The sequence below is a fragment of the Cryobacterium sp. Hb1 genome (assembly GCF_004403585.1).
GTDB lineage: Bacteria > Actinomycetota > Actinomycetes > Actinomycetales > Microbacteriaceae > Cryobacterium > Cryobacterium lyxosi.
In genome coordinates this window covers 304458-330738 of record NZ_SOHI01000008.1, presented here as the reverse complement: position 1 = coordinate 330738, position 26281 = coordinate 304458, and the positions used below count along the sequence as shown (strand labels likewise).

23 protein-coding genes are annotated in these 26281 nt (G+C 65.6%); 18 read left to right on the top strand and 5 right to left on the bottom strand.

From position 1 onward, the window contains the following. The first annotated feature begins 4 nt into the window (after nucleotides 1-4). The 4 genes from truA (at nucleotide 5) to glmM (ending at nucleotide 3451) form a co-directional block, all read left to right on the top strand. Nucleotides 5-955 carry a tRNA pseudouridine(38-40) synthase TruA gene (gene truA / locus E3T38_RS03395; RefSeq protein ID WP_241984268.1) on the top strand — a complete coding sequence of 317 codons (951 nt, stop codon included), beginning with the start codon at nucleotides 5-7 and terminating at the stop codon, nucleotides 953-955. A gap of 132 nt (nucleotides 956-1087) precedes the next feature. Beyond that, complete coding sequence (rplM, locus tag E3T38_RS03390) at nucleotides 1088-1534, top strand: 50S ribosomal protein L13 (RefSeq protein ID WP_104083755.1); 447 nt, start codon at nucleotides 1088-1090, stop codon at nucleotides 1532-1534. Nucleotides 1535-1584: 50 nt separating this feature from the next. After that, entirely contained in the window at nucleotides 1585-2070 is a 486-nt protein-coding gene (rpsI, locus tag E3T38_RS03385) for a 30S ribosomal protein S9 (protein ID WP_104198445.1), read from the top strand. Between the two features lie 19 nt (nucleotides 2071-2089). After that, the gene (gene glmM / locus E3T38_RS03380) at nucleotides 2090-3451 is read left to right on the top strand and encodes a phosphoglucosamine mutase (protein ID WP_134546180.1); all 1362 of its coding nucleotides are present in this window, start codon (nucleotides 2090-2092) and stop codon (nucleotides 3449-3451) included. Between the two features lie 275 nt (nucleotides 3452-3726). Here the strand turns inward: glmM and pulA are convergent, their stop codons facing one another. Beyond that, entirely contained in the window at nucleotides 3727-9471 is a 5745-nt protein-coding gene (pulA, locus tag E3T38_RS03370) for a pullulanase-type alpha-1,6-glucosidase (protein ID WP_134546178.1), read from the bottom strand. Nucleotides 9472-9650: 179 nt separating this feature from the next. Next, complete coding sequence (gene coaA, locus E3T38_RS03365; RefSeq protein WP_134546176.1) at nucleotides 9651-10607, bottom strand: type I pantothenate kinase; 957 nt, start codon at nucleotides 10605-10607, stop codon at nucleotides 9651-9653. Nucleotides 10608-10641: 34 nt separating this feature from the next. Here coaA and glmS point away from each other — a divergent pair, with 34 nt between their 5' ends. From glmS to E3T38_RS03315, 10 genes are all read left to right on the top strand, one after another. After that, complete coding sequence (gene glmS, locus E3T38_RS03360; RefSeq protein WP_134546174.1) at nucleotides 10642-12492, top strand: glutamine--fructose-6-phosphate transaminase (isomerizing); 1851 nt, start codon at nucleotides 10642-10644, stop codon at nucleotides 12490-12492. 19 nt (nucleotides 12493-12511) lie between these two features. Further along, nucleotides 12512-12868: a holo-ACP synthase gene (locus E3T38_RS03355; protein ID WP_134546172.1), complete on the top strand. Its 357-nt coding sequence runs from the start codon at nucleotides 12512-12514 to the stop codon at nucleotides 12866-12868. A gap of 47 nt (nucleotides 12869-12915) precedes the next feature. After that, a complete protein-coding gene (gene alr / locus E3T38_RS03350) occupies nucleotides 12916-13986 on the top strand; it encodes an alanine racemase (protein ID WP_134546445.1) in 1071 nt (356 codons plus the stop codon). Continuing rightward, on the top strand, nucleotides 13979-14497 hold the full coding sequence (gene tsaE, locus E3T38_RS03345) for a tRNA (adenosine(37)-N6)-threonylcarbamoyltransferase complex ATPase subunit type 1 TsaE (RefSeq protein ID WP_198417288.1): 519 nt from the start codon (nucleotides 13979-13981) through the stop codon (nucleotides 14495-14497). Before alr ends, tsaE begins: the two co-directional genes overlap by 8 nt. 68 nt (nucleotides 14498-14565) lie before the next feature. Further along, entirely contained in the window at nucleotides 14566-15333 is a 768-nt protein-coding gene (locus E3T38_RS03340; protein WP_134546170.1) for a sulfite exporter TauE/SafE family protein, read from the top strand. Between the two features lie 55 nt (nucleotides 15334-15388). Next, the gene (gene tsaB, locus E3T38_RS03335; protein WP_134546168.1) at nucleotides 15389-16024 is read left to right on the top strand and encodes a tRNA (adenosine(37)-N6)-threonylcarbamoyltransferase complex dimerization subunit type 1 TsaB; all 636 of its coding nucleotides are present in this window, start codon (nucleotides 15389-15391) and stop codon (nucleotides 16022-16024) included. Continuing rightward, nucleotides 16021-16518: a ribosomal protein S18-alanine N-acetyltransferase gene (gene rimI, locus E3T38_RS03330; RefSeq protein ID WP_134546166.1), complete on the top strand. Its 498-nt coding sequence runs from the start codon at nucleotides 16021-16023 to the stop codon at nucleotides 16516-16518. The genes tsaB and rimI overlap by 4 nt, the downstream gene beginning before the upstream one ends. A gap of 5 nt (nucleotides 16519-16523) precedes the next feature. Next, nucleotides 16524-17609 carry a tRNA (adenosine(37)-N6)-threonylcarbamoyltransferase complex transferase subunit TsaD gene (tsaD, locus tag E3T38_RS03325; RefSeq protein WP_134546441.1) on the top strand — a complete coding sequence of 362 codons (1086 nt, stop codon included), beginning with the start codon at nucleotides 16524-16526 and terminating at the stop codon, nucleotides 17607-17609. A gap of 84 nt (nucleotides 17610-17693) precedes the next feature. Then, complete coding sequence (locus E3T38_RS03320) at nucleotides 17694-18155, top strand: DUF4190 domain-containing protein (protein WP_134546164.1); 462 nt, start codon at nucleotides 17694-17696, stop codon at nucleotides 18153-18155. A 102-nt stretch (nucleotides 18156-18257) separates the two neighbouring features. Further along, nucleotides 18258-18659: a hypothetical protein gene (locus E3T38_RS03315; protein WP_134546162.1), complete on the top strand. Its 402-nt coding sequence runs from the start codon at nucleotides 18258-18260 to the stop codon at nucleotides 18657-18659. A gap of 83 nt (nucleotides 18660-18742) precedes the next feature. Here the strand turns inward: E3T38_RS03315 and E3T38_RS03310 are convergent, their stop codons facing one another. Next, nucleotides 18743-19948: a class I SAM-dependent methyltransferase gene (locus E3T38_RS03310; RefSeq protein ID WP_134546160.1), complete on the bottom strand. Its 1206-nt coding sequence runs from the start codon at nucleotides 19946-19948 to the stop codon at nucleotides 18743-18745. A gap of 126 nt (nucleotides 19949-20074) precedes the next feature. Between E3T38_RS03310 and groES the strand changes: the two genes are divergently transcribed. From groES to E3T38_RS03290, 4 genes are all read left to right on the top strand, one after another. Beyond that, nucleotides 20075-20371, top strand: coding sequence for a co-chaperone GroES (gene groES / locus E3T38_RS03305; protein WP_092107311.1), 297 nt, complete (start codon nucleotides 20075-20077; stop codon nucleotides 20369-20371). 99 nt (nucleotides 20372-20470) lie between these two features. After that, a complete protein-coding gene (rarD, locus tag E3T38_RS03300; protein WP_134546158.1) occupies nucleotides 20471-21415 on the top strand; it encodes an EamA family transporter RarD in 945 nt (314 codons plus the stop codon). An 86-nt stretch (nucleotides 21416-21501) separates the two neighbouring features. Continuing rightward, complete coding sequence (locus tag E3T38_RS03295) at nucleotides 21502-22233, top strand: hypothetical protein (RefSeq protein WP_134546156.1); 732 nt, start codon at nucleotides 21502-21504, stop codon at nucleotides 22231-22233. 125 nt (nucleotides 22234-22358) lie between these two features. Then, entirely contained in the window at nucleotides 22359-23663 is a 1305-nt protein-coding gene (locus tag E3T38_RS03290; protein ID WP_134546154.1) for an ABC transporter substrate-binding protein, read from the top strand. A 133-nt stretch (nucleotides 23664-23796) separates the two neighbouring features. Here E3T38_RS03290 and E3T38_RS03285 read toward each other — a convergent pair whose 3' ends face one another. Beyond that, on the bottom strand, nucleotides 23797-25455 hold the full coding sequence (locus E3T38_RS03285) for an MFS transporter (protein ID WP_134546152.1): 1659 nt from the start codon (nucleotides 25453-25455) through the stop codon (nucleotides 23797-23799). Then, the gene (locus tag E3T38_RS03280; RefSeq protein WP_134546150.1) at nucleotides 25452-26261 is read right to left on the bottom strand and encodes a TspO/MBR family protein; all 810 of its coding nucleotides are present in this window, start codon (nucleotides 26259-26261) and stop codon (nucleotides 25452-25454) included. Before E3T38_RS03280 ends, E3T38_RS03285 begins: the two co-directional genes overlap by 4 nt. Nucleotides 26262-26281 lie beyond the last annotated feature (20 nt).

Here is a 26281-nt window from a genome sequence, read left to right as displayed (position 1 = left end):
CCTCGTGAATCTTTTCGTGCCCCGCGCCGCGAACGCAGCGCTCGGCTCCACGCGCATCCGCCTCGATCTCGCCTACGATGGCACCGATTTCACCGGTTGGGCCCGGCAGCCCGGCTTTCGCACCGTTCAGGCCGACATCGAAAATGGGCTCGCGGGCATTCTGCAAAGCTTTCCTCCGCATCCCACCCTCATCGTTGCCGGCCGCACGGATGCCGGGGTGCACGCCCGCGGGCAGGTTGCCCACTTCGACCTCACGGCCGAACAAGCCCACTCCCTCGTGCGCATCCAGCGGGGCACCGGTAACCGCCCGCCGGTCGACCTCGGCACCGCCGTGCTGCGCCGCCTCGGCGGCATCCTCGTCACCAAGCCCGACATCGTGCTGCGCCGCGCCACTGTCGTGCCGGGCGGCTTCGACGCCCGGTTCTCGGCCATGTGGCGCCGCTACGAATATCGCATCGCGGACCCGCTGGCCCTGCACGACCCGCAGCAGCGCCTGCGCACGACCTGGCATCCGTTCAAATTGGACCTCGCCGCGATGGACGCCGCAGCGGCGACACTAGTGGGCCTGCACGACTTCGCCGCATACTGCAAGCCGCGCCCGGGGGCTACGACCATTCGAACCGTGCAGGACTTTCGCTGGTACCGCGACGACGATGGACTGATCATTGCCAGTATCAAAGCGGATGCCTTCTGCCACAGTATGGTGCGCGCCATGGTCGGTGCCTGCGTGGCAGTGGGGGAGGGGCGCCTCGACGGTAGTACCCTCGCCCACCTGCACTTCGACAAACACCGCATCAGCGAGTTCAAGGTGATGCAGGCGCACGGCCTCACACTCATCGACGTCGGTTACCCCGATGACGCTTCCCTGGCGCAGCGTGCCATCGACACGCGCAACCGGCGGTCACTGCCGACCAGTGCCGAACTTGCGCCCACGTTCGGGGCCGACTATCGTTGACCCTTGGTGTCTGTGCGTTGCAGCGCGGCACCCGAACGTGAGCCCTCCATCGACAGTGTTCTCCTCACGAGAACACACCCGGAGCGGGATTCACGAACACCTCCGTTCGAAAAAGAAGAAAGCAGCACAACAGTGACGCGCACTTACACCCCCAAGGCAAGCGAACTCCAGCACGACTGGGTCGTCATCGATGCCACCGATATCGTTCTCGGACGTCTGGCCAGCCACGCGGCAATCCTGCTGCGCGGCAAGCACAAGGCCACCTTCTCCCCGCACATGGACGGTGGCGACTTCGTCATCATCGTCAACGCTGAGAAGGTCGCCCTCACCGGCAAGAAGCTCGACCTGAAGATCGCGTACCGCCACTCCGGTTACCCGGGCGGCCTCACGGCGACCAACTACTCCGAGATGCTCGAGAAGCACCCGACCCGTGCGGTTGAAAAGGCGATTCGCGGCATGCTGCCGAAGAACTCGCTCGGTCGCGCCCAGCTCACCAAGCTGAAGGTGTACGCCGGCCCTGAGCACCCGCACTCCGCTCAGCAGCCCACGCCGTACACCCTCAGCCAGGTCGCGCAGTAGCGCCGGCAACCAGACTTCTCGACTCTTAGATAAAAAGGATTCCCATCATCGTGGCGAAGATCGCAGACCAGATTGACCAGGCTCCGGAGAGCTACTCCACCGAGACCCCGGCCGAAACCGTAACCAAGGTGCCCCGCGCCGTCCTCAACGTTCCCGGCGCAGCCGTTGGCCGTCGCAAGCAGGCTATCGCCCGCGTGCGCATCGTCCCCGGCTCCGGAACGATCGTTGTGAACGGCCGCGAGTTCGCCGATTACTTCCCGAACAAGCTGCACCAGCAGCTCGTCAACGACCCGTTCAAGGTGCTCGACCTGCTCGGCTCGTACGACGTCATCGCCCGCATCACCGGTGGTGGCCCGTCCGGCCAGGCCGGCGCACTTCGCCTCGGCATCGCACGCTGCTTGAACCTGATCGACGAAGAAAACAACCGCGCCATCCTCAAGAAGAACGGCTTCCTCAGCCGCGACGCGCGAGTCAAGGAGCGTAAGAAGGCTGGACTCAAGAAGGCCCGTAAGGCACCTCAGTTCAGCAAGCGCTAACCCGAAAGCCGACGACGATATGACTCGTCTGTTCGGCACGGACGGCGTTCGGGGCCTGGCCAACCGTGATCTCACGGCTGGCCTGGCCCTCAGCCTTGCCCAAGCCAGCGCCGCAGTGCTGACCAAGGGTCGTCGTGCCCAAGCACGCCTCGAAGCGGGCCGCCGTCCCGTGGCAGTGGTCGCTCGTGACCCGCGAATTTCCGGTGAATTTCTCAACGCTGCTGTCGCGGCCGGTTTGGCTTCCAGCGGCGTCGACGTCCTTGACGCCGGGGTCATTCCAACACCCGCCGCAGCTTTTCTGGTCAACGACATCGGTGCCGATTTCGGTGTGATGATTTCTGCCTCCCATAACGCGGCGCCCGATAACGGCATCAAGATCTTCGCCTATGGCGGAACCAAACTTCCCGACGACGTCGAGGACCGCATCGAGTCCTATATCGGTCGCGACACGCTGATGCCGATCGCCGGCGACGTGGGGCGCATCCGTCGTTTTGCTGACGCTGAAGACCGCTACGTGGTGCACCTGCTCACCACTCTGCCGCACCGCCTCGATGGCATCCACGTCGTGCTCGACTGCGCCCACGGCGCAGCCGCCGGCGTGTCGCCGCAGGTGTTCACGGATGCCGGTGCTCGCCTCACCGTGATCGGCGCCGACCCTGACGGTCTCAACATCAACGACGGCGTGGGCTCGACCCACCTCGACAACCTCGCCCGAGCCGTGCTCGAACACGGTGCCGACGTCGGTATTGCGCACGACGGCGACGCCGACCGGTGCCTCGCGGTAGACCGCGATGGCAACATTGTCGACGGCGACCAGATCATGGCGATTCTTGCCGTGTCGATGGCCGAACGCGGGGTGCTGAAAGACCGCACACTCGTGGCGACCGTCATGAGCAACCTCGGCTTGCGGAAGGCGATGGCGGCCAACGACATCACCGTGGTGCAGACCAAGGTCGGCGACCGGTACGTGCTCGAAGAACTCAACGCCCACGGGTATTCCCTCGGCGGCGAACAGTCCGGTCACGTCATCATGACCAAGTACGCCACGACGGGCGACGGTATTCTCACCGGGCTTCACCTCGTGGCCGAAATGGCGCGCACCGGTAAGACGCTGGCCGAACTGGCATCCGTTATGACGGTATACCCGCAGATTCTGGTGAACGTGCGTGGTGTCAACCACACGGGTCTCGGCGCCGATGACGTCATCGCCGAGGCCGTACTCGCGGCCGAAGCCGAACTCGGCGACACCGGTCGTGTGCTGCTGCGCCCCTCCGGCACCGAGCCGATGGTGCGCGTCATGGTGGAAGCCGCCGACCAGCCCACAGCGGACCGCCTGGCGCACTCCCTCGCCGACGTGGTGCGGGAGCGCCTGCCCCTCTAGCCCGACCGGACGGGGCCCGGGCCCCGTCCACGGGCCCAGCCTATAAACTGGGCCCGTGTTCGGGGCCCAGGCCCCGTCCGCACACTGTGTGTGTGCGTGGGATCCTTGAGTACCAGGGTCGCGCGCGACCGGGTTGGACGTAGGTTCTGCAGCAGGTTGGGCTGGTTGATGCTGGTCCGGATGCTGCGTGCCTTGCCGCGCGCTTCGTCTTCGGTGAGCGCTGCGTAGCGGTGCAAGAACGAGTTGGGGTTGGCGAACGCCCCGCCCCCTTCCGGTCACTTCCCACTCTTCTTCTGGTCGTCCACGAGCACCGCCACAGTACGGGCAGGCACGGTGACCGTGCCGGACACCCGGTCCCAGGTGGTGGTCTTGACCACGGCATCCGTGCCATTGGCCTGGATGCTACTGAGCGTGTAGGTCCTGCCGGCCAAGTCCGCCAGGGTGATGGTCTGCGACTCGGGGCTCGCGTTGAACACAGTGATCAGCCCGTCCAGCCGGCGATCGACATCCGTGCCGACGGTGTCGTCGATGCGCATCACGATGACACCGGGGATGGCCGTGGGTCCGCTGGCTGGAAAACTCAGCTTCTGCGTGATGAGCGTAGCGTCACCGAGCCGGAAAAGCTCGGTCGACTGCTTGAGCCGCAGCAGGTCCTTGGCCTGGTTCGACGCGGCGGCGATGTCGGCCGGTGTCGGCACGAGTGCCGGGTTCTCCAGCAACGGGCGCTGGATGTCCCACTTGTCCTCGTTGGATCCCGCCGACGGCAGCCCCACCCCGAAGTTGTTCGTTTGGCCGGTCCAATCGATGCGGTTGAACCAGTCGCCGGCGTTGTAGCTGTCCCGGTCGAGGGACTTCGAGCGCAGCAGGTCGGTTCCGGCATGCCAGAGCGACGGAGCCTGGGACAGGGTCGCGGTGGACAGGGACAGGGTGTTCATCCGCACCCGGTCGGTCATCGAAGAATCGGAGGGCATCTTGAGGGCGAGAAGATCGAAGAGCGTCTCGTTGTCGTGCGCGTCGACGTAGTTGATCACCTCGGCTGGCTGGTCGGCATAGCCGGCCGGCGACCCGTTGTAGCCCAGTTCGTCACCGCGCTTGACGGTTCCGTCGGCGGTCACGAAGCTGAAGTCCCTCAGGTTCGCGGCCAGCCCGAGTCGCACCAGGTCGCTGGCCTGCGTCAGCTTCTCCAGCGCCTGCTCTGGCGTGCCGTTGATGGCCGCGCCGTTCGGGTCGGTGCCGAGACCGGTGCCGAAACCCTGCTGCTGCACGGTGCCGCCATCGACGGGGCTGCCGCCGTGCACGGCGTCACGCAGCCTGTCGTTGAAGGTACCGATGCCGGTGCCGCCGAGCTGACCCTGCGTCGCCTGCTCGAATAGGGCGTTGTCGGCTACCTCGCCGAAGTTCCAGCCCTCGCCGTAGAGGTAGATCGCTTTGCCGTCGACGCCGTCCTTCTTCTCGGTGAGCTGGTTGAGAGCCGCCCGTACCGCGAGCAGGTTGGCCGTGGAATGGTGCCCCATGAGGTCGAACCGAAATCCGTCGACCTTGTATTCCCGGGCCCAGAGCACGGTCGAGTCGACCATCAGCCGTTCGGCCATCTGGTGTTCGGTGGCCACGTTCTGGCAGCAGGTGGACGTTTCGACCGCACCGAGCGGGTTCAGCCGATGATAGTAGCCCGGTACGACGCGATCGAGCACCGATGTGGCGGCCTGGCCGCTGGCGTTCGTGTGGTTGAAGACTTTGTCGAGCACGACCTGCAGGCCGTTCTCGTGTAAGGCCCCGACCATGCCGCGGAACTCGGCCACTCGGGCCCCGCCGCGCGGGTTCACCGCGTACGAGCCCTCTGAGGCCTGGAAATGCAGCGGGTCGTACCCCCAGTTGAAGCCATCGGCGTCGGCCGAGGCTTGAATGCAGGCCTGCTGCTCGGGTGAGGCCGGACCGAACGATTCGAGGTCGCACGCAGGCAGGGCCTGCGCAGCGCGGTCTTCCTCGATGGTGGCGATGTCGAACGTCGGCAGCAGGTGCACGGTGTTCAGCCCGGCATCCGCCAGCTCGGCCAGGTGCCTGGTACCGGCACTGTCCACATCGAACGCGCCATAGGTTCCGCGGAGAGCTTCCGGCACGGTCTCGTCGGAAATTGAGAAGTCCCGAACGTGCAGCTCGTAGATCGACCGGTCGACGGGGTTGTCGATCGTGGGCGACTCGGCCTTCTGCCACTTCTTCGGCCGGTAATCCTTGTTCGCCAGGTCGACGAACACGGAACGCGTGGAGTTGGTCGTCAGCGCCACCGAGTACGGGTCGGTGACCTGGTTCACTTCGATGGTGCCCGTGCTGGGTGCGAACACCGTCACCTCGAACACGAAGGAGGCGTCGGCCCAGTCCTTGGCGCCGCTCGCCGACCAGGTCCCGTCCTTCTGGCGCTTGAGGCTGACCCGCTCGGGTTCGGCGGCATCGCCGGCGGTCCAGACGAGCAGGTCCACCTTCTGCGCCGTCGGCGCCCAAACAGCGACGGTCGGCCGTTTCTTCGACCAGCTGACACCGAGCGTCGTGGAGGCCGCGGCATCCGCGTAGAGGTCGTCGAGCACGCCGGGCAGTTGCACCCCGGTGAGCGCGGTGAGCACCCCGTCGGACCCGGCCTGGCTGACCTGCAGCTGCGTGGTGAGCAGCCGCTCAACGGCGGCGCGGTTCGTGTCGACTGGTCGCAGCACGACGGAGTGCGCCAGCGCCGGGAACGACGTTTTCTGCGCGTCGGTCAGGCCGGCCGTGTCGTAGGCGAGGTCCACGATATCGCCGCCGGTCACTACACCGTCTGCGAGCGTCAGCGTGGCGTCGGACGAGGAGTGCAGGGCATAAACCAGGTCGGCGGGGTCGGCAATGACCGGCAGCAGGTCGCGCGGCCAGGCCAGCGTCTTGTCGTCGATCCAGTGGGCCCGCTGGGCGCCGGTACCGGCCAGCGGTTGGCTGGCGGTCTCAATGGTGAGTACGTGGCTGGCCAGATCGTAGCTGAAAGCGGTCGCTTCTCCGGTTGTCACGCTGAAGCCGATGTTGGCCCCGTTCGGCGCGCCGTCCGCGCCGTAGTTCTCGCTCCAGCCGAGATTATGCGCCACCTTGCCTTCGTAACTGCCGGTGGGCAGGGTGCTGGTGTTCCAGGTGAGGATGCCGTCGCCGTCGACGTCCTGCAGCCACGTGGCGAGGCAGTCGGGTGTCCAGTCCGCGGGACATCCGGCCTCCTCCTGGAAGGAACCGGCGGCTACGACGATCGGGCCCTGCGCGGTGTTCTGGAAGAAGTTGTTGCGGGGGTCGAAGTAGACGGTGACCGGTCCGCCGGACGCGGTGAAGGAGACGTTCGAGCCGTTCGGCACGCCACCGGCCCCGTAGTTGACGTCCCAGGAGCCGTTGATCGCGATCTTGTATTCGTAGGTTCCGGCCGGCAGATCGAAGGTGCCGGCGTAAATGCCGTCGGCGCGCTGGGTGAGCCTGGCTGCCTCGCAGCCGGGCTGCCAGTCGCCCGCGCAGCCGATCTCCGAGTTCAGGTCACCGGCCACGGTGACAAGGTCGATGGCGGGCGCCGAGGTGCCCGTCTCGGCCAGGGTTACCGTGTTGCCCACGGAGGCGAAGGTGGAGGCGGCCGCGCGCTGGCCCGCGGCATCCGTGGACACCGCACGGTACTCGACCAGGGTGCCATCGGCCAGACCGGCCGTGTCGTGGAAGACCCGGGGGGTGGTGTCCTCGGCGGTGCCGAGGGGGGTCCAGTCGGGCGAGCCGACAACGCGCCACGCGAAACCGGTCTCGGCCCAAGTTGAGTCGTCGACCACGGCACCTACGGGTGACACTCCGGATACGCCGGCGCCGGCCATCGGGGCAGCGACCGTGATCGCGGTGGCGGCGGTGGGCGCCGTGACCGTGCGGTCGGCGACGAGCACGACCGACCCCAGCGCGGGTACGGTCACCTCGAGTTCGCCGGTGGCGGTGGCGGTTGCAGCCGCTCCGGCTCCGTACAGCACTGAGAAGGCCGCGCTGTCGGTGAGGGTGGGAACGGTGATGGTCTTGACTGCGGCGGAGTTGTTGACGGCGACGAGGTGTTCGATCTTCTCGGTACGATCGACCCGGCTGAAGGCGTAGACGCCGGCCCCAGTGTCGGCGTAGCGCTCGATCTGGGCGCCGGTGGCCAGGGCCGCGTGCGCTGTGCGGAGCGCGGACAGCGCGCTGATGTGGGTGTACAACGGAGCATCCGTATCGAACCTGTCGATCGATCCCGCCGTCTCTCCCGTGATCAACGGCTGGTCGGTGTAGTCGCTGACCTGGCTGGCGAACAGGGACTGGCGGGAGTCCTTGTCGCCGCCGGTGCCGGCGAAGCCCTGCTCGTCGCCGTAGTACACGACGGGCTGGCCGCGAGTGAGGTACATCAGTTCATGGGCGAGCTTGTCGCGTTGCACCGGCGAATCTGAGTTCTTCAGGAACGAGCCGATGCGACCCATGTCGTGGTTGCCGAGGAAGGTCGGCAGGGCGTAGGCGTTGGAATCGGGGGTGGTGTAGCGGTCGTCGCTGGCGTACAGCTGGCTGAGGCCCTTGGCTGAGTTGCCGGCTGCGAAGCTCGTGGCCTGTGACTGGAATCCGAAGTCGAGCACCGAGCTGAGGTCGGTGTCGCGCACGTAGGGGGAGGTCGTGGCGGCATTCGCGTCGTAGACCTCGCCGAACATGAAGAAGTCAGGCTTGCCCTGGGCGTGTGCGTAGTCCCGCACCGCGGTCGACCAGGTCTGCCAGAACTCGAGGTTGACGTGCTTGACGGTGTCGATGCGAAAGCCGTCGATGCCGAAGTCGACCCAGGTCTTGTAGATGTCGATGAAGCCGTCCACGACGGCCGGGTTTTCCGTCATCAGGTCGTCGAGGCCGGAGAAGTCGCCGTCGAGGGCGCTTTCTCCCTCGAAGGTCGAGTCGCCACGGTTGTGATACAGCGTGGGGTCGTTCAGCCAGGCCGGCACCTTGCGGTCGGCGTTGGCCGGGGTCACGGTCGGTGTGTACGGGAAGGACGTGTCGTCCAGCTCGGGAAAGTTGTCCGTGCCCGCATAGTCGGCAGGGTCGAAGGCGTCGCCCGCTGCGGTCGAGTACGGGGACGTGGCCTTGTCGATGTAGGCGTACGCCTTCTCCGCATTGTCGATCAGGTCGGCGGTGTGGTTGGTGATGATGTCGAAATAGACTTTAATGCCGCGAGCGTGCGCGTCGACGATGAGCGCCTCGAGTTCGGCGTTGGTGCCCAGGTGCGGATCGATGCGGGTAAAGTCGGTGATCCAGTAGCCGTGGTAACCGGCCGAGGCGTTGGCCCCCTCGCCCTGCACCGGGTTGTTCATGAACGAGGGGGTGAGCCAGAGGGCGGTGGTGCCGAGGCCCTGAATATAGTCGAGGGAGGAGCGGAGGCCCGCGAGGTCGCCGCCGTTGTAGAAGCCCTTGTCGGTCGGGTCGAAGCCGGAGACCATCGGGTCGGCGCCGAGGCCGGCGGTGTTGTTGCTCGGGTCGCCGTCCTGGAACCGGTCGGTCATCACGAAATAGAACTGCTCGTCGCTGCCGGGCTGGCGAATGGGCTCCGTCGCCAGCGACGCATCAGCTTCTGAGTACGGTCCGGCCAGGGACAGCGCTTGCAGCCCAACCCGTTTCTTGGCGAGGTCGAAGCTGAACCGCAGGGTGCTCTCGCCCGCGATGGTCAGCGGGATGTTGTCGGCGCCGCCGTCCAGCCCGTAGGTGACGTCCCAGCTGTCGTCGAGGGCTACCTTGTAGTCGTAGCTGCCAGCGGGGAGGGTGAAGTCCGCCGCCCAGATTCCCTCGGTGCCGGTCGGGACCAGTTCGGTGGCCGCGCAGACCGGCGCCCAGTCTTCGCTGCAACCGAGCTCGTTCTGCAGGCTGCCGACGAGGGCGACGGTCGGCGTGGCCGCTGCCGCTGCACCGGGTGCGAAGACAAGACCGGAGGCGAGAATCGCCCCTGAACCGACCATGGCCAGGAATCGGCGTGCGGTGATCTGGCTAGTCAGCATTGACTTCCTTCGTTCGGCGCCGGAAAGCGCAAAGGACAACGGATCAGACGCTACCCCTCATTGGGAACAGACTGCAAGCGTTTGCACGGATTGCTCGGTGGATCGCCCTGTCGTAAAAATCACGGCTGATCGGCCTGCCACGGAACGGGGTCTCGACAGGCTCGACCAACGGTTACCGGTCAGACCTTGCGCAGCAGTACCTTGGAGACGGCGTGCGTGGGGTCCTTGCGCAGCACCAGGGTCGCGCGCGACCGGGTAGGGCGAATGTTCTGCAGCAGGTTGGGCTGGTTGATGCTGGTCCAGATGCTGCGTGCCTTGCCGCGCGCTTCGTCTTCGGTGAGCGCTGCGTAGCGGTGGAAGAACGAGTTGGGGTTGGCGAACGCCCCGCGCTGCAGCTTGAGAAATCGTTCCTCATACCAGCGGGCAATGTCCTGGGTGCGAGCATCCACATAGATGGTGAAGTCGAACAGGTCGCTGACCGAGAGGCCATGCCCAGGAGCGGGAGGCTGCAGCACGTTGAGGCCCTCGACGATGAGAATATCGGGTTGTCGCACCACGATTTGCGCGTCGGGAACGATGTCGTAGCTCAGGTGCGAGTAGAACGGTGACCGCGCCTCCGGGGCGCCGCTCTTGACCGCGCTGACGAACCGCAATAGCGCACGCCGGTCGTAGGACTCCGGAAATCCTTTGCGTTCCATCAGGCCGCGGCGATTGAGTTCAGCATTGGGAAACAGAAAGCCGTCGGTGGTGACCAGTTCCACCCGGGGGGTGTCATCCCAACGGGCGAGCATCTCGCGCAGCAGTCGGGCGGTGGTCGACTTGCCCACCGCAACCGAGCCGGCCACGCCGATCACGAACGGAGTGGGACGAGCGCGTTGCCCGAGGAATCCGCTGGTTGCGCGGTGCAGGGTGCGGGCATTTGCCGCGTAGAGGTTGAGCAGGCGACTGAGCGGAAGGTAGACATCCGTCACCTCGTTAATGTCGAGCGGCTCGCCGATGCCGCGCAACTGCACGATCTCGGTCTCTTTGAGCGGCCGCAGAGTAGTCGGCGCGAGGGCAGCCCAGTCCGCTCGGTCGAGCTCTACAAAAGGGGTACCGTGACCATTCACTACAGGGGCCAGCACCAGATCGGACATTCCCCCAAGCTTAGTCCGACTAAAATCGATCTCTATGTGCGGAATCGTAGGTTATGTCGGAAGCAATAAGACCGTTGACGTTCTCATGGGAGGACTCGGACGGCTGGAATATCGTGGGTACGATTCCGCGGGTATCGCCGTGATCGACGAATTCGGGGTGCTCAACACGGCCAAGAAGGCCGGCAAGCTGTCGGCCCTGACCAAGGAGCTCAAAGCCCACCCCATCAACGACGGCACGACCGGAATCGGTCACACCCGCTGGGCCACCCACGGCGGTCCCAACGATGAAAACGCGCACCCGCATCTCGGCGACAACAACAAGCTCGCCCTCATCCACAACGGCATCATCGAAAACTTCGCCGAGCTACGGGGCGAACTGCTCGCCGAAGGCTTCACCTTTCTAAGTGAGACCGACACTGAGGTCGCCGCGGTGCTGCTCGGCCGTGAATACCAGCGCGTCGGCGATCTGGCCGAGGCCTTCCGCACCATCGTGGCACGCCTCGATGGAGCGTTCACGTTGCTCGCCGTACACCAAGACCAGCCCGGCATCGTCGTCGGAGCCCGGCGCAACTCGCCGCTCGTCATCGGTCTCGGCGAGGGCGAGAACTTTCTCGGCTCCGACGTTGCGGCGTTCGTCGAATACACCCGTCGCGCCGTCGCCATCGGGCAAGACCAGATCGTCACCATCACAGCGGATGCCGTCACCGTCACCGACTTCGACGGTCACCCCGTCGAGACCGAAGAGTTCGACATTGCCTGGGATGCCTCCGCCAGTGAAAAAGGAGGCTGGACCAGCTTCATGGCGAAGGAAGTCTCCGAGCAGCCTGATGCCGTCGCCAACACCCTTCGCGGGCGCATCACCGCCGAACAGGTGGTCGTTCCCGAACTGACCGAATTCGGCGACGACGTGCTCGCTGGCGTCCGTCGTATCGTGATCATCGCCTGTGGAACCGCGGCCTACGCTGCCCAGACAGCCAAGTACGCCATTGAAAAGTGGGCGCAGGTACCGGTGGACGTCGAACTCAGCCACGAGTTCCGCTATCGCGACCCGGTACTCAGCGAAGACACCCTGGTGATCTCGATCAGTCAGTCCGGGGAGACCATGGACACGCTCATGGCCGTCAAATACGCCATGTCGCTCGGCGCCAAGGCCATCTCCATCTGCAACACGCAGGGCGCGACCATCCCACGTGAAAGTGACGCGGTGATTTACACCCACGCCGGGCCCGAGGTTGCCGTGGCGTCGACCAAGGCCTTCGTTGCCCAGATCACCGCCCTCTACCTGTTCGCCCTGCATCTCGCCCGGGTGCGCGGGAGCCTGAGTGCCGCCGAGCAGGCCGCGCAGGTTGCCGAACTGCAGGCCATGCCGGAGAAGATCCAGACCGTTCTCGGCGTTGAAGACGAGGTGCGCCAGCTGGCGCGCTGGATGAGCGATACCCGCGCGGTACTGTTCCTCGGCCGCCACGTCGGCTTTCCGATCGCGCTCGAGGGGGCGCTCAAGCTCAAGGAGCTCGCCTACATCCACGCCGAAGGCTTCGCCGCCGGTGAACTCAAGCACGGCCCGATCGCCCTGATCGAGCCCGGCCAGCCGGTTTTCGTCGTCGTGCCGAGCCCGCGCGGCTCAGCCCATTTGCATCCGAAGGTCGTCTCCAACATTCAGGAGATCCGGGCCCGCGGCGCTCGCATCATCGTCATCGCCGAAGTCGGAGACGCCGCGGTACTGCCGTTTGCCGACACCGTCATTCACATTCCCCTCGCGGCGCCGCTGTTCGAGCCGCTACTGGCCGTGGTGCCACTGCAGATGTTCGCCATGGAGCTGGCTATCGCCAAGGGTCTCGACGTCGACCAGCCGCGCAACCTCGCAAAGTCCGTCACGGTCGAGTAGTGCCAGTCGAGGTGGCACGATGATCAAGGGCATCGGGGTGGACGTGGTCGACCTGGCGCGGTTCGCACGTCAGGTCGCGCGCACGCCGCGCCTGGTGCCGCGGTTGTTCACGGAAAACGAACGCGGTCTGCCGGTGCACTCTCTCGCAGCGCGTTTCGCCGCCAAGGAAGCCCTGATCAAGGCCCTCGGTGACAGTGGGGGCGCTACCTGGCACGAGATGGAAATTGTGAACGACCCGCACGGCAATCCGGAATTCCAACTCAGCGGGGCGGCCCAGGCGGTGCTCACCGAGCGTGGCATCACCCGGGTGCACGTCACCATGACGCACGACGCGGGCGTGGCTTGCGCCTTCGTCGTCGCCGAGGGGGAGCAGTGACCGGTTTTCGCGAGGCCGTGGTCGACCTCGCCGCCATTCGCCACAACATGGCTCACCTGCGCGCTGTCGCCGGCACCGCGCACGCCATGGCGGTCGTCAAAGCCAACGCCTACGGTCATGGTGCTGTGCCGGTGGCGCGTGCTGCTCTCGCGGGCGGGGCCGACTGGCTCGGCGTCGCCGACATCGACGAGGCCCTGGTTCTGCGTGACGCCGGAATCGATGCACCGATTCTCGCCTGGCTGCACGACCCCGACGCCGATTTCAGCGCCGCGATCGACGACGACGTCACGCTCGGGCTCTCCTCAGCGCAACAGGTGCAACAGGCAGCGGATGCCGCGGCGGAACTCGGCCAGAGCGCATCCGTTCATCTGAAACTGGAAACCGGCCTCAACCGGAACGGCGTGCACGAGAACGACTGGGCCGAGGTTTTCGCGCTCGCCGCTGCGCTCGAGAGGGTCGGGCTGCTGCGCGTCGACGGTGTCATGAGCCACCTTGCCAATGCGTCGGCGTTCGATGACCAGCAGGCGCTCGAATGCTTCGAACGCGGCGTCGCTGCCGCCCGCGCGGCCGGGCTGACCCCCACGCTCGTGCATCTTGCATCGTCCGCAGCGGCACTGCGGCTGCCGGCCGCTCGCTTCACCATGGTGCGATTCGGCATCACTATCTACGGGCTGTCGCCCTTTGACGATGCAACCTCGGCCGACCTCGGCTTGATTCCGGCCATGACCCTGCGCGGCCGGGTAGCCCTGGCGCGCCGGGTCAGTGCCGGCGCCGGAGTCTCGTATGACTACCTGTGGCGCGCGCCGCAGGATTCCACGCTCGTGCTCGTGCCGCTCGGCTATGCCGACGGTGTTCCGCGGCAGGCCTCGGGGGCGGCGCTCGTGCACATTCACAGCGCGAACTACCCGCTGGTCGGACGGGTGGCGATGGACCAGTTTGTCGTGAACCTCGGCTCCGAAAACCCGGGCGTGGCTGTCGGCGACGAGGTTGTACTGTTCGGCGACCCGGCCACGGGCGCGCCGAGTGCCACCGACTGGGCCGACGCCGCCGGCACGATCAACTATGAGATCGTCACGCGAATCGGGCCCCGGGTGACGCGGCGACACATCAATGGCTGAGCTGCACCGCACGATTGCGAATGCGGCGGCGATGCACCGGTTCGGGGTGGATCTCGCCGGTATCTTACTGGCCGGTGACCTCATCGTGCTCACCGGACCGCTGGGGGCGGGCAAGACCACGCTGACGCGCGGCCTCGGCGAGGGGCTGCAGGTGCGTGGAGCCGTGACCAGCCCTACTTTCGTGCTCGCTCGCACACATCCCAGTCTCGTGGGCGGGCCGCCGTTCGTACACGTCGACGCGTACCGCCTCGGCAGCGCCATGGAACTCGACGACCTCGATATCGACTTCGCCCGCTCGATCGTCGTGGTCGAGTGGGGCCGCGGCCTGCTCGATGGCATCACCGAATCCTGGCTGGACATCGAGATCGAGCGGCCGCAGGGCCGCGCGCTCGTGACGTCGGAAGCGGATGCTGCAGCATCCGTTCTCGACCTGGATCACGATCTGGATGAGCCGCGTACCGTGACCCTGGCCGGTCACGGCCCCCGCTGGGACCGTCTGGCGTTGGTCTAGCGTGTCTGCTGGTGCCCGCTGTCGGCGATGTCGCCGTTGAACACTCAAACACAGGGAACTCTTACTCAATGACTCTTCTTGAAGGCGCGATCATTCTGGTCGCGGGCATTGCCGCTGGCATCATCAACGTGGTCGCCGGCGCGGGGACCCTGATCACTTTTCCTACGCTGCTGGCCCTGGGCGTCCCGCCGATCACCGCGAACGTGTCGAACACCGTTGGTCTGGTTCCCGGGTCGGTCGCGGGTGCCTACGGTTACCGGCGGGAACTCAAGTCACAGTGGCGGCCGGTGGCCTGGATGGCCGTGTTTTCGGCTGTCGGTGGGGTGACCGGCGGTTTGCTGCTGCTGATCCTGCCGGAGGAGGCCTTCTCGGTGGTCGTTCCGTTCCTCCTGCTGTTGGCCGCCATGCTTTCGGCGGTGCAGCCCAAAGTGGCACGGTACGTTCGGCGCAAAGCGCCAGAAGGCACCACCACCGACACCCGCCCGATCACGTTCGGTTTGGTACTCGGCATTCTCGGTACGGGTGTGTACGGTGGATACTTCGGAGCGGCCCAGGGTGTGGTGCTCCTTGCCCTGTTGGGAATCCTCTGGTCCACCGATATACATCGGGCAAACGGAGCCAAGAACGTTCTGGCCGGCACGGCCAACCTCGTGTCGGCGATCATTTTCATCTCGAGCGGAACCGTGGACTGGGTGATCGCTCTGTTGATCGGCGTGGGGTCAGCCTTCGGCGGTTGGATCGGCGCCCGTATCGGTCGGCGCCTCTCGGCCCCGGTGTTGCGCACGATCCTCGTCGTCGTTGCACTAACGGCCGCCACCGTGCTCTTTCTGACCTGATCACACCGGAGCCCGGCGCGCAAAACGCTTGCCCCATCAAAGCTAGGCTGAACGAGTGCTACTCGCCATTGATACCTCTGCTGGCACGAGCGTTGCCGTCGTCGACCTCACCCGGGGTGTGATCGCCGAACGCGGCGAGGCCGACACGATGCGCCACGCCGAAATCGTCGGCCCGTTCATTCTCGAGTGTCTGCGGGAAGCGGATATCGCGCCCGGTGCACTCTCCGGCGTGGTCGGCGGTATGGGCCCCGGACCCTTCACCGGTCTGCGCGTCGGCATCGCCTCGGCCCGTGTCTTCGCCCTCGGAGCCGGCAAACCGCTCGTGCCGGTCATCAGCCACGATGCCATCGCCTACGGCCACTACCGCCGTGGACACAGTGGACCGCTCGTCGTCGTGACCGACGCCCGCCGCCGCGAAATCTACTGGAGCGCCTATTCCCAAGCGGATGTCGTGGGTCTGCCGGTGCGCGTCGGTGTGCCCGGCCTCGCCAAACCGGCCGAACTCGACGACCCGACCTGGCTGCACGCGCTGTGGCCCCGAATCGACGCCGCCACGGTGGCGGCTGGAGACCTCGGACTGGTGGCCGAGCTGAGTTTCGCCCACCACCGCCCTTTCGCGGCCAATGCGCCGTTGTACTTGCGCTCACCTGATGTCACATTGTCGAACGGCCCCAAGCGGGTCAGCCGATGACCTGGCAGCTGCGCCGCGCGCACGAACCCGACCTGGTTGCCATCATGCACCTCGAGACGACCATTTTTGAAAACGATGCCTGGTCGGCGCCCATGATGCTGCGCGATCTCGGAGACCCGGCCTGCTACTACCTCGTGGCTTTCCCGCCGGATTCCCCGCGCACGATCGAAGCCTACGCCGGACTGCTCGCTCCCCAAGGCGCCACAGAAGGCGACATCCAGACCATCGCCGTCGCCGACACGGCCCGCGGTCACGGACTCGGCCGTGCACTCATGGAGGCGCTCATCAGCGAAGCTCGCAAACGCGGCGCCCGGCTGATCTTTCTCGAGGTTCGCGCCGATAATCCGGGTGCCCAGCGCCTGTACCAGCGCCTCGGATTCCTTGACGTGGGGGTGCGCCGCGGTTACTACCAGCCAGACAACGTCGACGCTATCGTCATGCGCCTGAATATTCCCGAATTGGAATCAATGCTAGTAGCCGTGGAGTTCCCGTGACGATTATGAACCGCACCGATCCCCTCGTGCTCGGCATCGAGACCTCATGCGACGAAACCGGCATCGGCATCGTGCGCGGAACCACCCTGCTGTCCAATACCATCGCGAGCTCGATGGACGAGCACGCCCGCTATGGCGGCGTCGTGCCTGAGATCGCGGCCCGCGCGCACCTCGATGAACTGGTGCCGGCCATCAACGCGGCCATCGCGGAGGCCGGCATCCGCCTGCACGATCTTGATGCCATCGCCGTCACCTGCGGGCCCGGACTCTCCGGCGCCCTGATGGTCGGTGTCGGCGCTGCGAAGGCGCTCGCCGTTGCGCTTGACAAGCCGATCTACGCGGTCAACCACTTGGTCGGCCATGTCGGGGCCGACCTGCTGCATCGTTCCATTCCCACCAGCAGGACCGACACCAGCGACGCAGTCCCGCTCGAGTACCCGACGATCGCGCTGCTGGTCTCCGGCGGGCATACCTCGCTGCTGCTGGTGCGCGACCTGGTCAGCGACGTCGAACTGCTCGGCGAGACCATTGACGATGCCGCTGGCGAAGCCTTCGACAAGGTGGCCCGGCTGCTCTCGCTGCCCTACCCCGGCGGACCGCAGATCGACCGAGTCGCCGCTGACGGTAACCCGAAGGCCATTCGCTTTCCGCGCGGTCTCAGCCAGCCCAAGGACATGGCCGCGCACCGCTACGATTTCTCCTTTTCGGGGCTGAAAACCTCGGTCGCCCGCTTCGTGGAACAGCGTCAGGATGCCGGCGAACCGGTGCCCACGGCCGACGTTGCGGCGAGTTTTCGCGAGGCGGTCGTCGACATTCTGCTCACCAAGGCTCTCGCGGCCTGCGCCGACTACGGCGTGCCGCGGCTGCTGCTCGGCGGCGGTGTCATCGCTAACCAGCGGCTGCGCCAAGTAGCCACCGAAAGAACGGATGCCGCCGGCATCGCCTTGCGCATCCCGCCCCTCTCTCTGTGCACCGACAACGGCGCCATGATTGCAGCCCTGGGCGCGCAGCTCATCATGGCTGGACGCGAACCTTCAACGCTGGAATTCGGCGCCGACTCTACCCTGCCGGTCGACCAGATTCAGGTCTGATCTGCCCCGGAAGTCACCGACTCGCAGGCTCACGCGATATTCTGGTCGAGCGACCCTGAACTTTTAGCACAGAGGAGACCGCAGATGTCTGATCCCACCCAGCCCCCCGCCAATCCGGAGAACAGTGACCCGACGCGCTCTAGGACGACCGGTCCCAGCGCACCCCCCGCTTACGAAACTCCGTCCGCTCCGGCCTATCCGGCGGCACCAAGTTACCAGGCAACGGGAGGTCAGGAAGCGCCGGGATACGGTCAGCCGCCGGCCTACGGCCAGAATCCGTACGGCCAACAGAACCCGCAGGACAAGTACAACGTTCTGTCGATCATCTCGCTCGTTACCTCGATCCTCCTCGTCTCGGTCGTCGGTATCGTCACCGGCCACATCGCCCTGAGCCAGATCAAGAAAACCGGCGAAAAGGGACGCGGGCTCGCTCTCTGGGGAACCATCCTCGGCTACGTCGGACTGCTCGGCGGCACCATTTTCACCATTATCACGATCGCTTTCGTGATTGCCGCAGCCTCCACGGGCGCGGGCTATTACAGATAACGACGCAGCATTGGCCCCGTGCGGGGCCGCTCGGCACGTTTCGACCGACTACGGGTTGATCCCAGCGTTCCGTTGCTCGCGGTTCGCGGCCAGAGGACACCCATGACGACACACCACCAGCACGATGACGCCTCGGCGCAGCTGGGCTACACGCGTGCTCCCGCGCCGCCGGGCAGCCAGCTCGACTGGGCGTCCACCGTGACCGCTCCCACCGAGTTCGTGCCGTACATCTACACTGAGGCGGAGGTAGAGCGCATCACCGGCCGCCGCCGGCTCTCGATCGCCGCCGTGGGTTGTGGCCTGGCCGGGCTCGGCTTGGGAGTGATCGGTGTGTTCGGTCTGCCGCCAGCGCTCATCGCGATCACCCTCGCGCTGATCGCGCGCATCACCGAGAACCGGGCGCGTACTCTCTGGCTCAGTGGTCTTGTGAGCGGTCTCGTTGGCGTTCTACTCGCGGCCGGCTGGGTGGTCTTTATCAGTCAGACCGTGCTGCCCCTGCTCTAGGGCGGTCCGTACCGAACTTTGGAAATTCGCTCGACAACGCGTACCCGCCGAGAATTTTCGCAGTTGGGCAGCAAGCTCGCCAGCTAGCGCACACGTTCCACGAGCAGCGCAACGCGCTGCCCGGCCGCGCGCGTCAGAATCAAGGTCGCTGACTCGGGCCCCTTGAGCTTGAGTCGGGTGCGCAACGTCGCCGGATCCACGTCGACGCCGCGTTTTTTGATTTCGAGGGTGCCGATCCGTCGCTGAAGCAACGCCAACCGCAGCTTCTTTTCGTCGAAGGGCAGAGTCTCGAGCACCCGGAACGCGCTCGCGAACGGTGTTGGAGTGAGCTTGTCGTTGGTCAGGTAGGCGATGCCCTCGCTCAACATATGCGCGTCCAGCGAGCGGGCTAGATCACCGATCAGGCGCGCCCGAATCACCGCGCCATCGGGTTCATATACGTAATTTCCCAGGCTGCCCGCTTCGACGTCTGCACTGTCTTCGGGGGCAGTCAGTTCGTGCGTGCCGTCGGGAGCCAAGAGCAGAGCCGATCGACGGATGCCGGTGCGCGCGAGTGCGCCAAACCACAGCCCCATTTCCACCAGCTGGCCATCCACCGACACCCACTGGGCCTCGGCGTCGACAGGAATCCGGTCGCGGTCGTGACCGGGGCCGAGCTTCATCCCGAGCGGCAAGCGGGTGGCCAGCAGGTACGCGAAGTCGAGTGAGGGGGAGTAGTCCTCGGAGCGGGTCAGCCGCGTCGTGTTGCTGTGTCCACTCGTGCGGCGGGCTGGGTCGAGCCAGACCGCGTCGAAGTCGCCCAGGTCGAACGTCTCCGCGTCGGCCTGCAGGGCAGAAGCGTTGGGAAACGGTGCAAGGTTGAAGCTCGCGACGGTCGCCGTGACCTCGTCGGCGTCGATGGCGACGACCGAAACGTCCAGGGCGGCGAGTGCCATAGCGTCGCCGCCGATGCCGCAGCCGAGGTCGGCGACCCGCGGCGGGCGGCCAAGGGCTGTGCCGAGCCCGGCGAACCGACCGGCGTGCAGCGCGGCGACTCGCAATCGTGTCGCTTGCTCCAGGCCAGCCTCCGTGAACAGCATCCGCTCGGCGAATTCACCGAACTTGACGGTGGCCTTCGCCCGAAGCCGGGACTGGTTGAGCACGGCCGACACGACGTCGGATGGGTGTCCGGCCTTGCGCAGATCGCTCACAAGCTTCAGCACGTCGCCATGGCTGTCATACGGCGGCAGGGAGTCCAGCAGTCGCAAACTCGCGGGGGAAAGCAGCTCAACGAGTTCGGTTCGATCCATGCTGCAACGTTAGCAAAATGACCCCCCATCTGGCACTCACGTTGCGTGAGTGCCAGAACCCCCCTAAACTTCACTTGGCACTCTCGCTGGGAGTCTGCTAACCCAAATCTTAGAAAGAGGTCAACCGTGTCGGTCTCCATCAAGCCGCTCGAGGATCGCATCGTCATCAAGCAGGTCGACGCTGAGCAGACCACCGCATCAGGTCTGGTCATTCCTGACACCGCGAAGGAAAAGCCCCAAGAGGGCGAAGTTGTTGCAGTCGGCCCCGGCCGCATTGACGACAACGGCAACCGCGTCCCCCTCGACATCGCCGTCGGCGACAAGGTGATCTACTCCAAGTACGGCGGAACCGAGGTCAAGTTCGGTGGCGATGACCTGCTGGTTCTCTCCGCTCGCGACGTGCTCGCCGTCGTCGTACGCTAGGTAGTTCTCTTCGCTCCTAGTCTCTAGACTGAAACTCCCGAATAGCATTGCTGTTCGGGAGTTTTTTGTTTGTGCACTTTTGTTCCGCAGGAGAAGACCATGACGGATGCTGCCGCATCGCACCGCACGACAGCCCATTCCACGTACCGTGCCGGCCTTGTCTTCGGTGGTCTCTCCTATGCCCTCTGGGGTGCGCTGCCGCTCTATTTTCTGCTACTCGCGCCCTCCGGCGCGTTTGAAATCGTGGCCTGGCGGGTGCTGTTCTCGCTCGTCTTCTGCGCTCTGATCATCACGGTCACCCGCACCTGGACGGTGCTCGGGCGGGCCCTGCGGCAGCGGCGCCTGGTGTGGACCATGGGCCTGGCCGGGGTGTTCATTTTCATCAACTGGCAGACCTACGTGATCGCCGCGACCACCGGCCACGTCGTCGAAGCGGCCTTGGGCTACTTCATCAATCCGATCGTTACCGTGTTACTCGGCGTCTTCGTGCTGCGGGAAAATTTGCGCCGGCTGCAGTGGGTGGCCATCGTGGTCAGCTGTGTCGCCGTCGTCGTTCTCGCCGTCGGATACGGTTCCCTGCCGTGGATCTCGCTCATTCTCGCATTTTCCTTCGGGCTGTACGGTCTGATCAAAAAGCGCGTCGGTCCGAGTGTGGATGCCGTCACCGGCCTCACCCTGGAGACCGCGTGGCTGGCCCCGGTCGCCGTCGTGCAGCTCGTTGTCGTCTCGGGACTCTCCGGAATCACCTTCGGCACGGTGTCGCCCTGGCACACGGCGAGCCTGCTCGCGGCCGGGATCATCACCGCGGTGCCGCTGCTGCTGTTCGCCGCGGCCGCTCGGCGGCTGCCGTTGACCGTGCTCGGGCTCATTCAATTCGTGGCGCCGGTGCTCCAGTTCCTCGTGGGCGTGTTCATTCTGAACGAGGAAATGCCCTTCGAACGCTGGGTCGGCTTCGGACTGGTCTGGGTGGCCCTGATCATTTTGACGGTTGACATGGTGGCTTCCGGTCGCAGTCCCCGGCGCAGCATCCGTGAAGTCGCCTAGCTCCAAAGAACGGGCCGACCAGTCGATACGTTGAACCGTCAGCTCGCACGTTTCAGCCCACTTCAGTTCAGTACTTGAGGATTCACATGCCCCATCGCCCCATGATCGCGGTAGTTTTTCTGCTCGCCCTGGCCCTCACTGGCTGTCGTGGTGCGCCGACGTCCACGTCGACCACGATCCCAACTCCGGTCGCTAGCAGCAGCACCAGCAGCAGCACCAGCACCAGCCCGACCGGCGACGGCACGCTGAGCATCGGCACGCTGTTTCCCATGACCGGTGATAATGCTGCGAGCGGCGCGGCCCAGGTAGCCGGCACCGAAATCGCCGTGCGCGATATCCTCGCCGACCAGACCACTCCCACCCACCCCGTGCAGCTCATTCACCGCAACTCCGACGGCGACCTCGCCGCCGCCTACGCCGACCTCGCGGCGCGCGGCGTCGACCTGGTGCTGTGGGATGCAACGACAGCGCTGCCAGCGGATGTTGACAGTTTTGCTGGCAACACGGCCATCGTGGCCCTCATCGACTTTGCCAACGGGGGAACCCCGCTTGCCGCTGACGAGGAGTTCACTGCCCGGCTGGAGACCGCCGACCCAGGGCTGACGGCCACGGCTGGCGGCTCGGAAGCCTATGACGGGGTCATCACGGCAGCCCTAGCCGCGGTCATCACCGCGGACGATGGTGGTGCCTCGCTCGAAGCGGGCTGGCCCCGGGTGGTTTCGGGAACCGCCGTGTGCGCATCCTGGGGAGAGTGTGTTTTTGCCCTGACGCAGAACCAGATCATCGATTATCAAGGGATGACCGGCCGCCGTTCGTAACGATTTGGTCGCTTTACCAAGTTCTCCTATAAAGGGGTAGGTTTCCGGGCCATTGATTGCCTACTCTGACACCACGGCAGTCAATCGGCTGACCAGTCTTACCCCTTTATCAATCAAGGAGCAACATGAGCGTTTTCGCGAAGGCCTCGGCCTCCCGCTCAGTTCATACCCTCGTTACCGGTGTCGCCCTCATCGGCGTGAGCGCCCTCTTGCTCACCGGCTGCAGCAATGGTGCTGCTACGGCGCCCGCAGAATCAGCAGCTCCCACTGCGGATTCTGCTGCAGACTTCCAGCCGGTCCAGGCTGGTGATCGTGATCTTTCCCTGAAGATCGGCACTATCCTCCCGCAGAGTGGTGGACTGGCCTTCCTCGGCCCGCCCGAAGAAGCGGGCGTTCAGCTCGCTATCAACGACATCAACGAGGCTGGCCTCGGCATCAACATCGATGCGATCTTCCGCGACTCGGGCGACACCACGACCGACACCGCCACCGTCTCCGTGACCGACCTGTTGTCGCAGGACGTCTCGGCCATCGTTGGTGCAGCCTCATCGGGTGTGTCCAAGACCGTGATCGACCAGATCACCGGTGCCGGTGTCGTGCAGTTCTCCCCGGCCAACACCTCGGACGCGTTCACCACGTACGCCGATAACGGTCTGTACTGGCGTACGGCGCCCTCCGATGTGCTGCAGGGTGAAGTGCTGGGCAACCTGATTGCTGAAGACGGAAACGCCACCCTTGGCCTGATCGTGCTAAACGATGCGTACGGAACCGGTCTGGCCAAGTACGTCAGTGATGCATTCACCGCCGGCGGCGGCGAGGTCGTCGCGACGGCGTTGTTCAACGAGGGCGACCCGAACTTCACCGCTCAGATCGCCGAGGTCACGGCTCAGGATCCCGACGCGATTGCCCTGATCACGTTCGACCAGGCCAAGGTCATCGTTCCCGACCTGGTCGCCACGGGCTTCGCGGGCGACAAGCTGTACCTCGTCGACGGAAACGTCTCCGACTACAGCGCCGACTTCGCGTCCGGCCTCATCGAAGGTGCCCAAGGGACGTTGCCGGGCCTGGATACCGCATCGCTCGGTGACTTCACCAAGCGCCTGCTCGAAATCGACCCGAAGCTAACCGACTTCAGCTATGCCGCCGAGTCGTATGACGCCGTCGTTCTGATTGCCCTGGCCGCCTACGCGGGCCAGGACGTGTCGGGCAAGTCGATTGCGAGCTATCTGCGTCAGGTCTCCGGCGGAACCGGCGATGGCACCAAGGTCACCGACTTCAAGACCGCTGCTGCAGCGCTCAAGGCCGGTGAGCAAGTCGACTATGACGGCTTCTCTGGTCCGATCACGTTTGATGAGAACGGCGACCCCACCGGTGCAACCATCGGCATCTACAAGTTCGATGCAGAAAACAAGTACTCCCGTACCAACTAGCTCGACTGCCTGACCTGAAGGGCCCCGGGTTCTGCCGGGGCCCTTCTCCATGCGTGCGGGCGTCACCATGCCAGTACAAGACATCTGCCAATATTTCTGCCAAACACCCTCGCCAGGCTCTAAGTAACAGGCCCTAGACCGGTTCCCCCGACGTCCGGGTCACGGTGACGTTCTCGCCGGCCGCTTGCTCTTCGCGCTGCTCGTGGTGCGGCGCCGTTCCGGAGAGCCGCAGCGTCGCCAGGAAGCCGAGCACGAGAAACCCGGCCGCAGCGAAGGCCGAGTACCGGGTGCCGTCGCTGAAGGCCTCCCGCGCGGCATCCGCCACAGCCGGGCTCTGCGCCTCGAGAGCCGGGATTGCGGAGCCGGCGCTGTTCACGACCGCGTCGACGATCTGCGTCTGGGTCTGGGCCGGCAAGCCCGGCACGGAGGACAACTTCGCATCGAGAGAGGCGCCGACCGCGGTGAACAGCACCGTGCCGAGCACCGCGATTCCGAGCGCGGACCCGATCTGCCGGGCGGTGCTGGAGGTGCCGGAGCCCTGGCCGCTCTGCGACACAGGGACGTCCTTGAGCACCACGCCGGTCAGCTGCGCGGTGGCCAGGCCGACGCCGATCCCGTAGACGAACAGGAACGGCACGACCGATAGCCAGGTGGCTTCCGCGGTGATGACGATGCCAAGCCCGGTGACACCGATGATCTCCGCGATGATGCCCATGCGCACGATCGTCTCCGGCGAGGTCTTGTTGCCGAACGCGCCCGACAGCCCGCTGGCCACGAACGAGCCCACCGCGAGGGCGAGCAGCACGAAACCGGTCTGCAGGGCGTCATAGCCGAGCACGTTCTGCAACCAGAGCGGCAGCGAGAGGATGATGCCGAATTCGCCGAGCGACACGATCATGGCGGCGATGTTGCCGTTGCGGAACGAGGGGATCGCGAACAGGGAGAAGGCGAGCAGGGTGCTTTGGCCGGCCCGTTGCCGGTAGCGGCCCCAGGAGACGAAGGCGATCCCGCAAACGATGGTGAGCAGGAAGACGAACGGGATAACCGACCATGAGTACGGCCAGGTCCAGTCGCCGATCGTCGGGGCGTTGTTGGTGCGCCACCAGCCGTAGGTGCGGCCCTCGATCAACCCAAAGACGAGCGAGGCGCTGGTGATGACCGAGAGGATGGCGCCAACCACGTCGACGCGGCGAGGCTCCCCGGCATCCCGGGATTCGAGCACGAAGACCAACACACCGATGATGATGACGATGCCGAGGGGCACGTTGATGCCGAAAGCCCAGCGCCAGGAGAAGTAGGTGGTGAGCCAGCCGCCGAGCAGCGGGCCGACGGCCACCATGCCACCGATGGTCGAGCCCCAGATCGCGAACGCGATGCCGCGGTCCCGGCCACGGAAGGTGGCGTTGATGATCGACAGGGTGGTCGGCAGTACCATCGCGCCGCCGACGCCCTGGATCAGCCGGGCCAGGATCAGCAGGTCGCCCGACTGGGAGAACGCGGCGAAGACGGATGCCGTGGCGAAGACGATCACGCCGAGCACCAGGAGGCGGCGGCGCCCGAAGCGGTCAGCGAGCGTGCCGAACACGAGCAGAAGCGCGGCGAAGACGAGCGTGTAGCTCTCCTGCACCCACTGCACCTGGGTCGACGTGATGCCCAGGTCATCCACGATCGAGGGGATGGCGACGTTGATGATCGTTGAGTCGACGATGATCAGGGCGACCGCGACGCTGATGAAGACGAGGCCGGCCCAGCGACGGCGGGCCGAGGGTGCGGTGGGGGCGGCGCTGGTCACGCGGGTACCAGTCCTCGCGTTGACGAGGGGGAGGAGCTTCGGATGCGAATGGTGACGGTGACGGTGAGAATGACGACCACCGCGACGAGGGCCGCGATCGCGGCCGGGGCGGAGAGAAGGGGGCCGGTGAGGCGGGCGACAGCGATCCAGGCGAGCCCCCAGCAGAGGGACGCGGAGGGGGCGAGCCGGCCACGCCCGAAGAGTGCGATCAGCACGCCGACCAAACCGGCCACCGCGATCACCGCGACTGCCCAGACGTCGGGGCTGATGCCGAAGCCGCCGAAGCCGGCGGCGACGAGCACGGCCGTCACGTTCGCCGCGGTGGCGATGCTGACCCAGCCCAGGTACAGGCCGATCGTGCCGTCGGCGACGATCGTCTCGACCAGGTTCTTCGGCCGCGAGGCGAGGGTGAGCTGGAACGCCCGGATAAGCACGGCCAGAAGCAGCACGATCACGGGAACGCTGAGTACGAGCAGGTCGAATTGCACGCTGAGGATCCAGGCCGCGTTCAGGACCAGTGACGCGGCGACCGGGTAGCCGAGGGTGCGCTGCCGGGCATCCGTTGTCTGCGCCGGCAGGAACTGCCAGATGGCGTAGGCGATGAGACCGAGGTAGATCAACGTCCAGATGCCAAATGCCGGGCCGGCGGGGGCAATCGGGGTCGCATCGGCGGCCAGGGCTCCGCCCGACGCGTTCTGGATCGGGGTTCCGCCGGCGGCGCCCGAACCGATGAACGATCCCGCGATGGCCAGGATCGCACTGACCAGCACCACGGTCTGGCGCAGACGATCGCTGCTCAGTTTCATCTCAGTCTCCTACTAGTCAG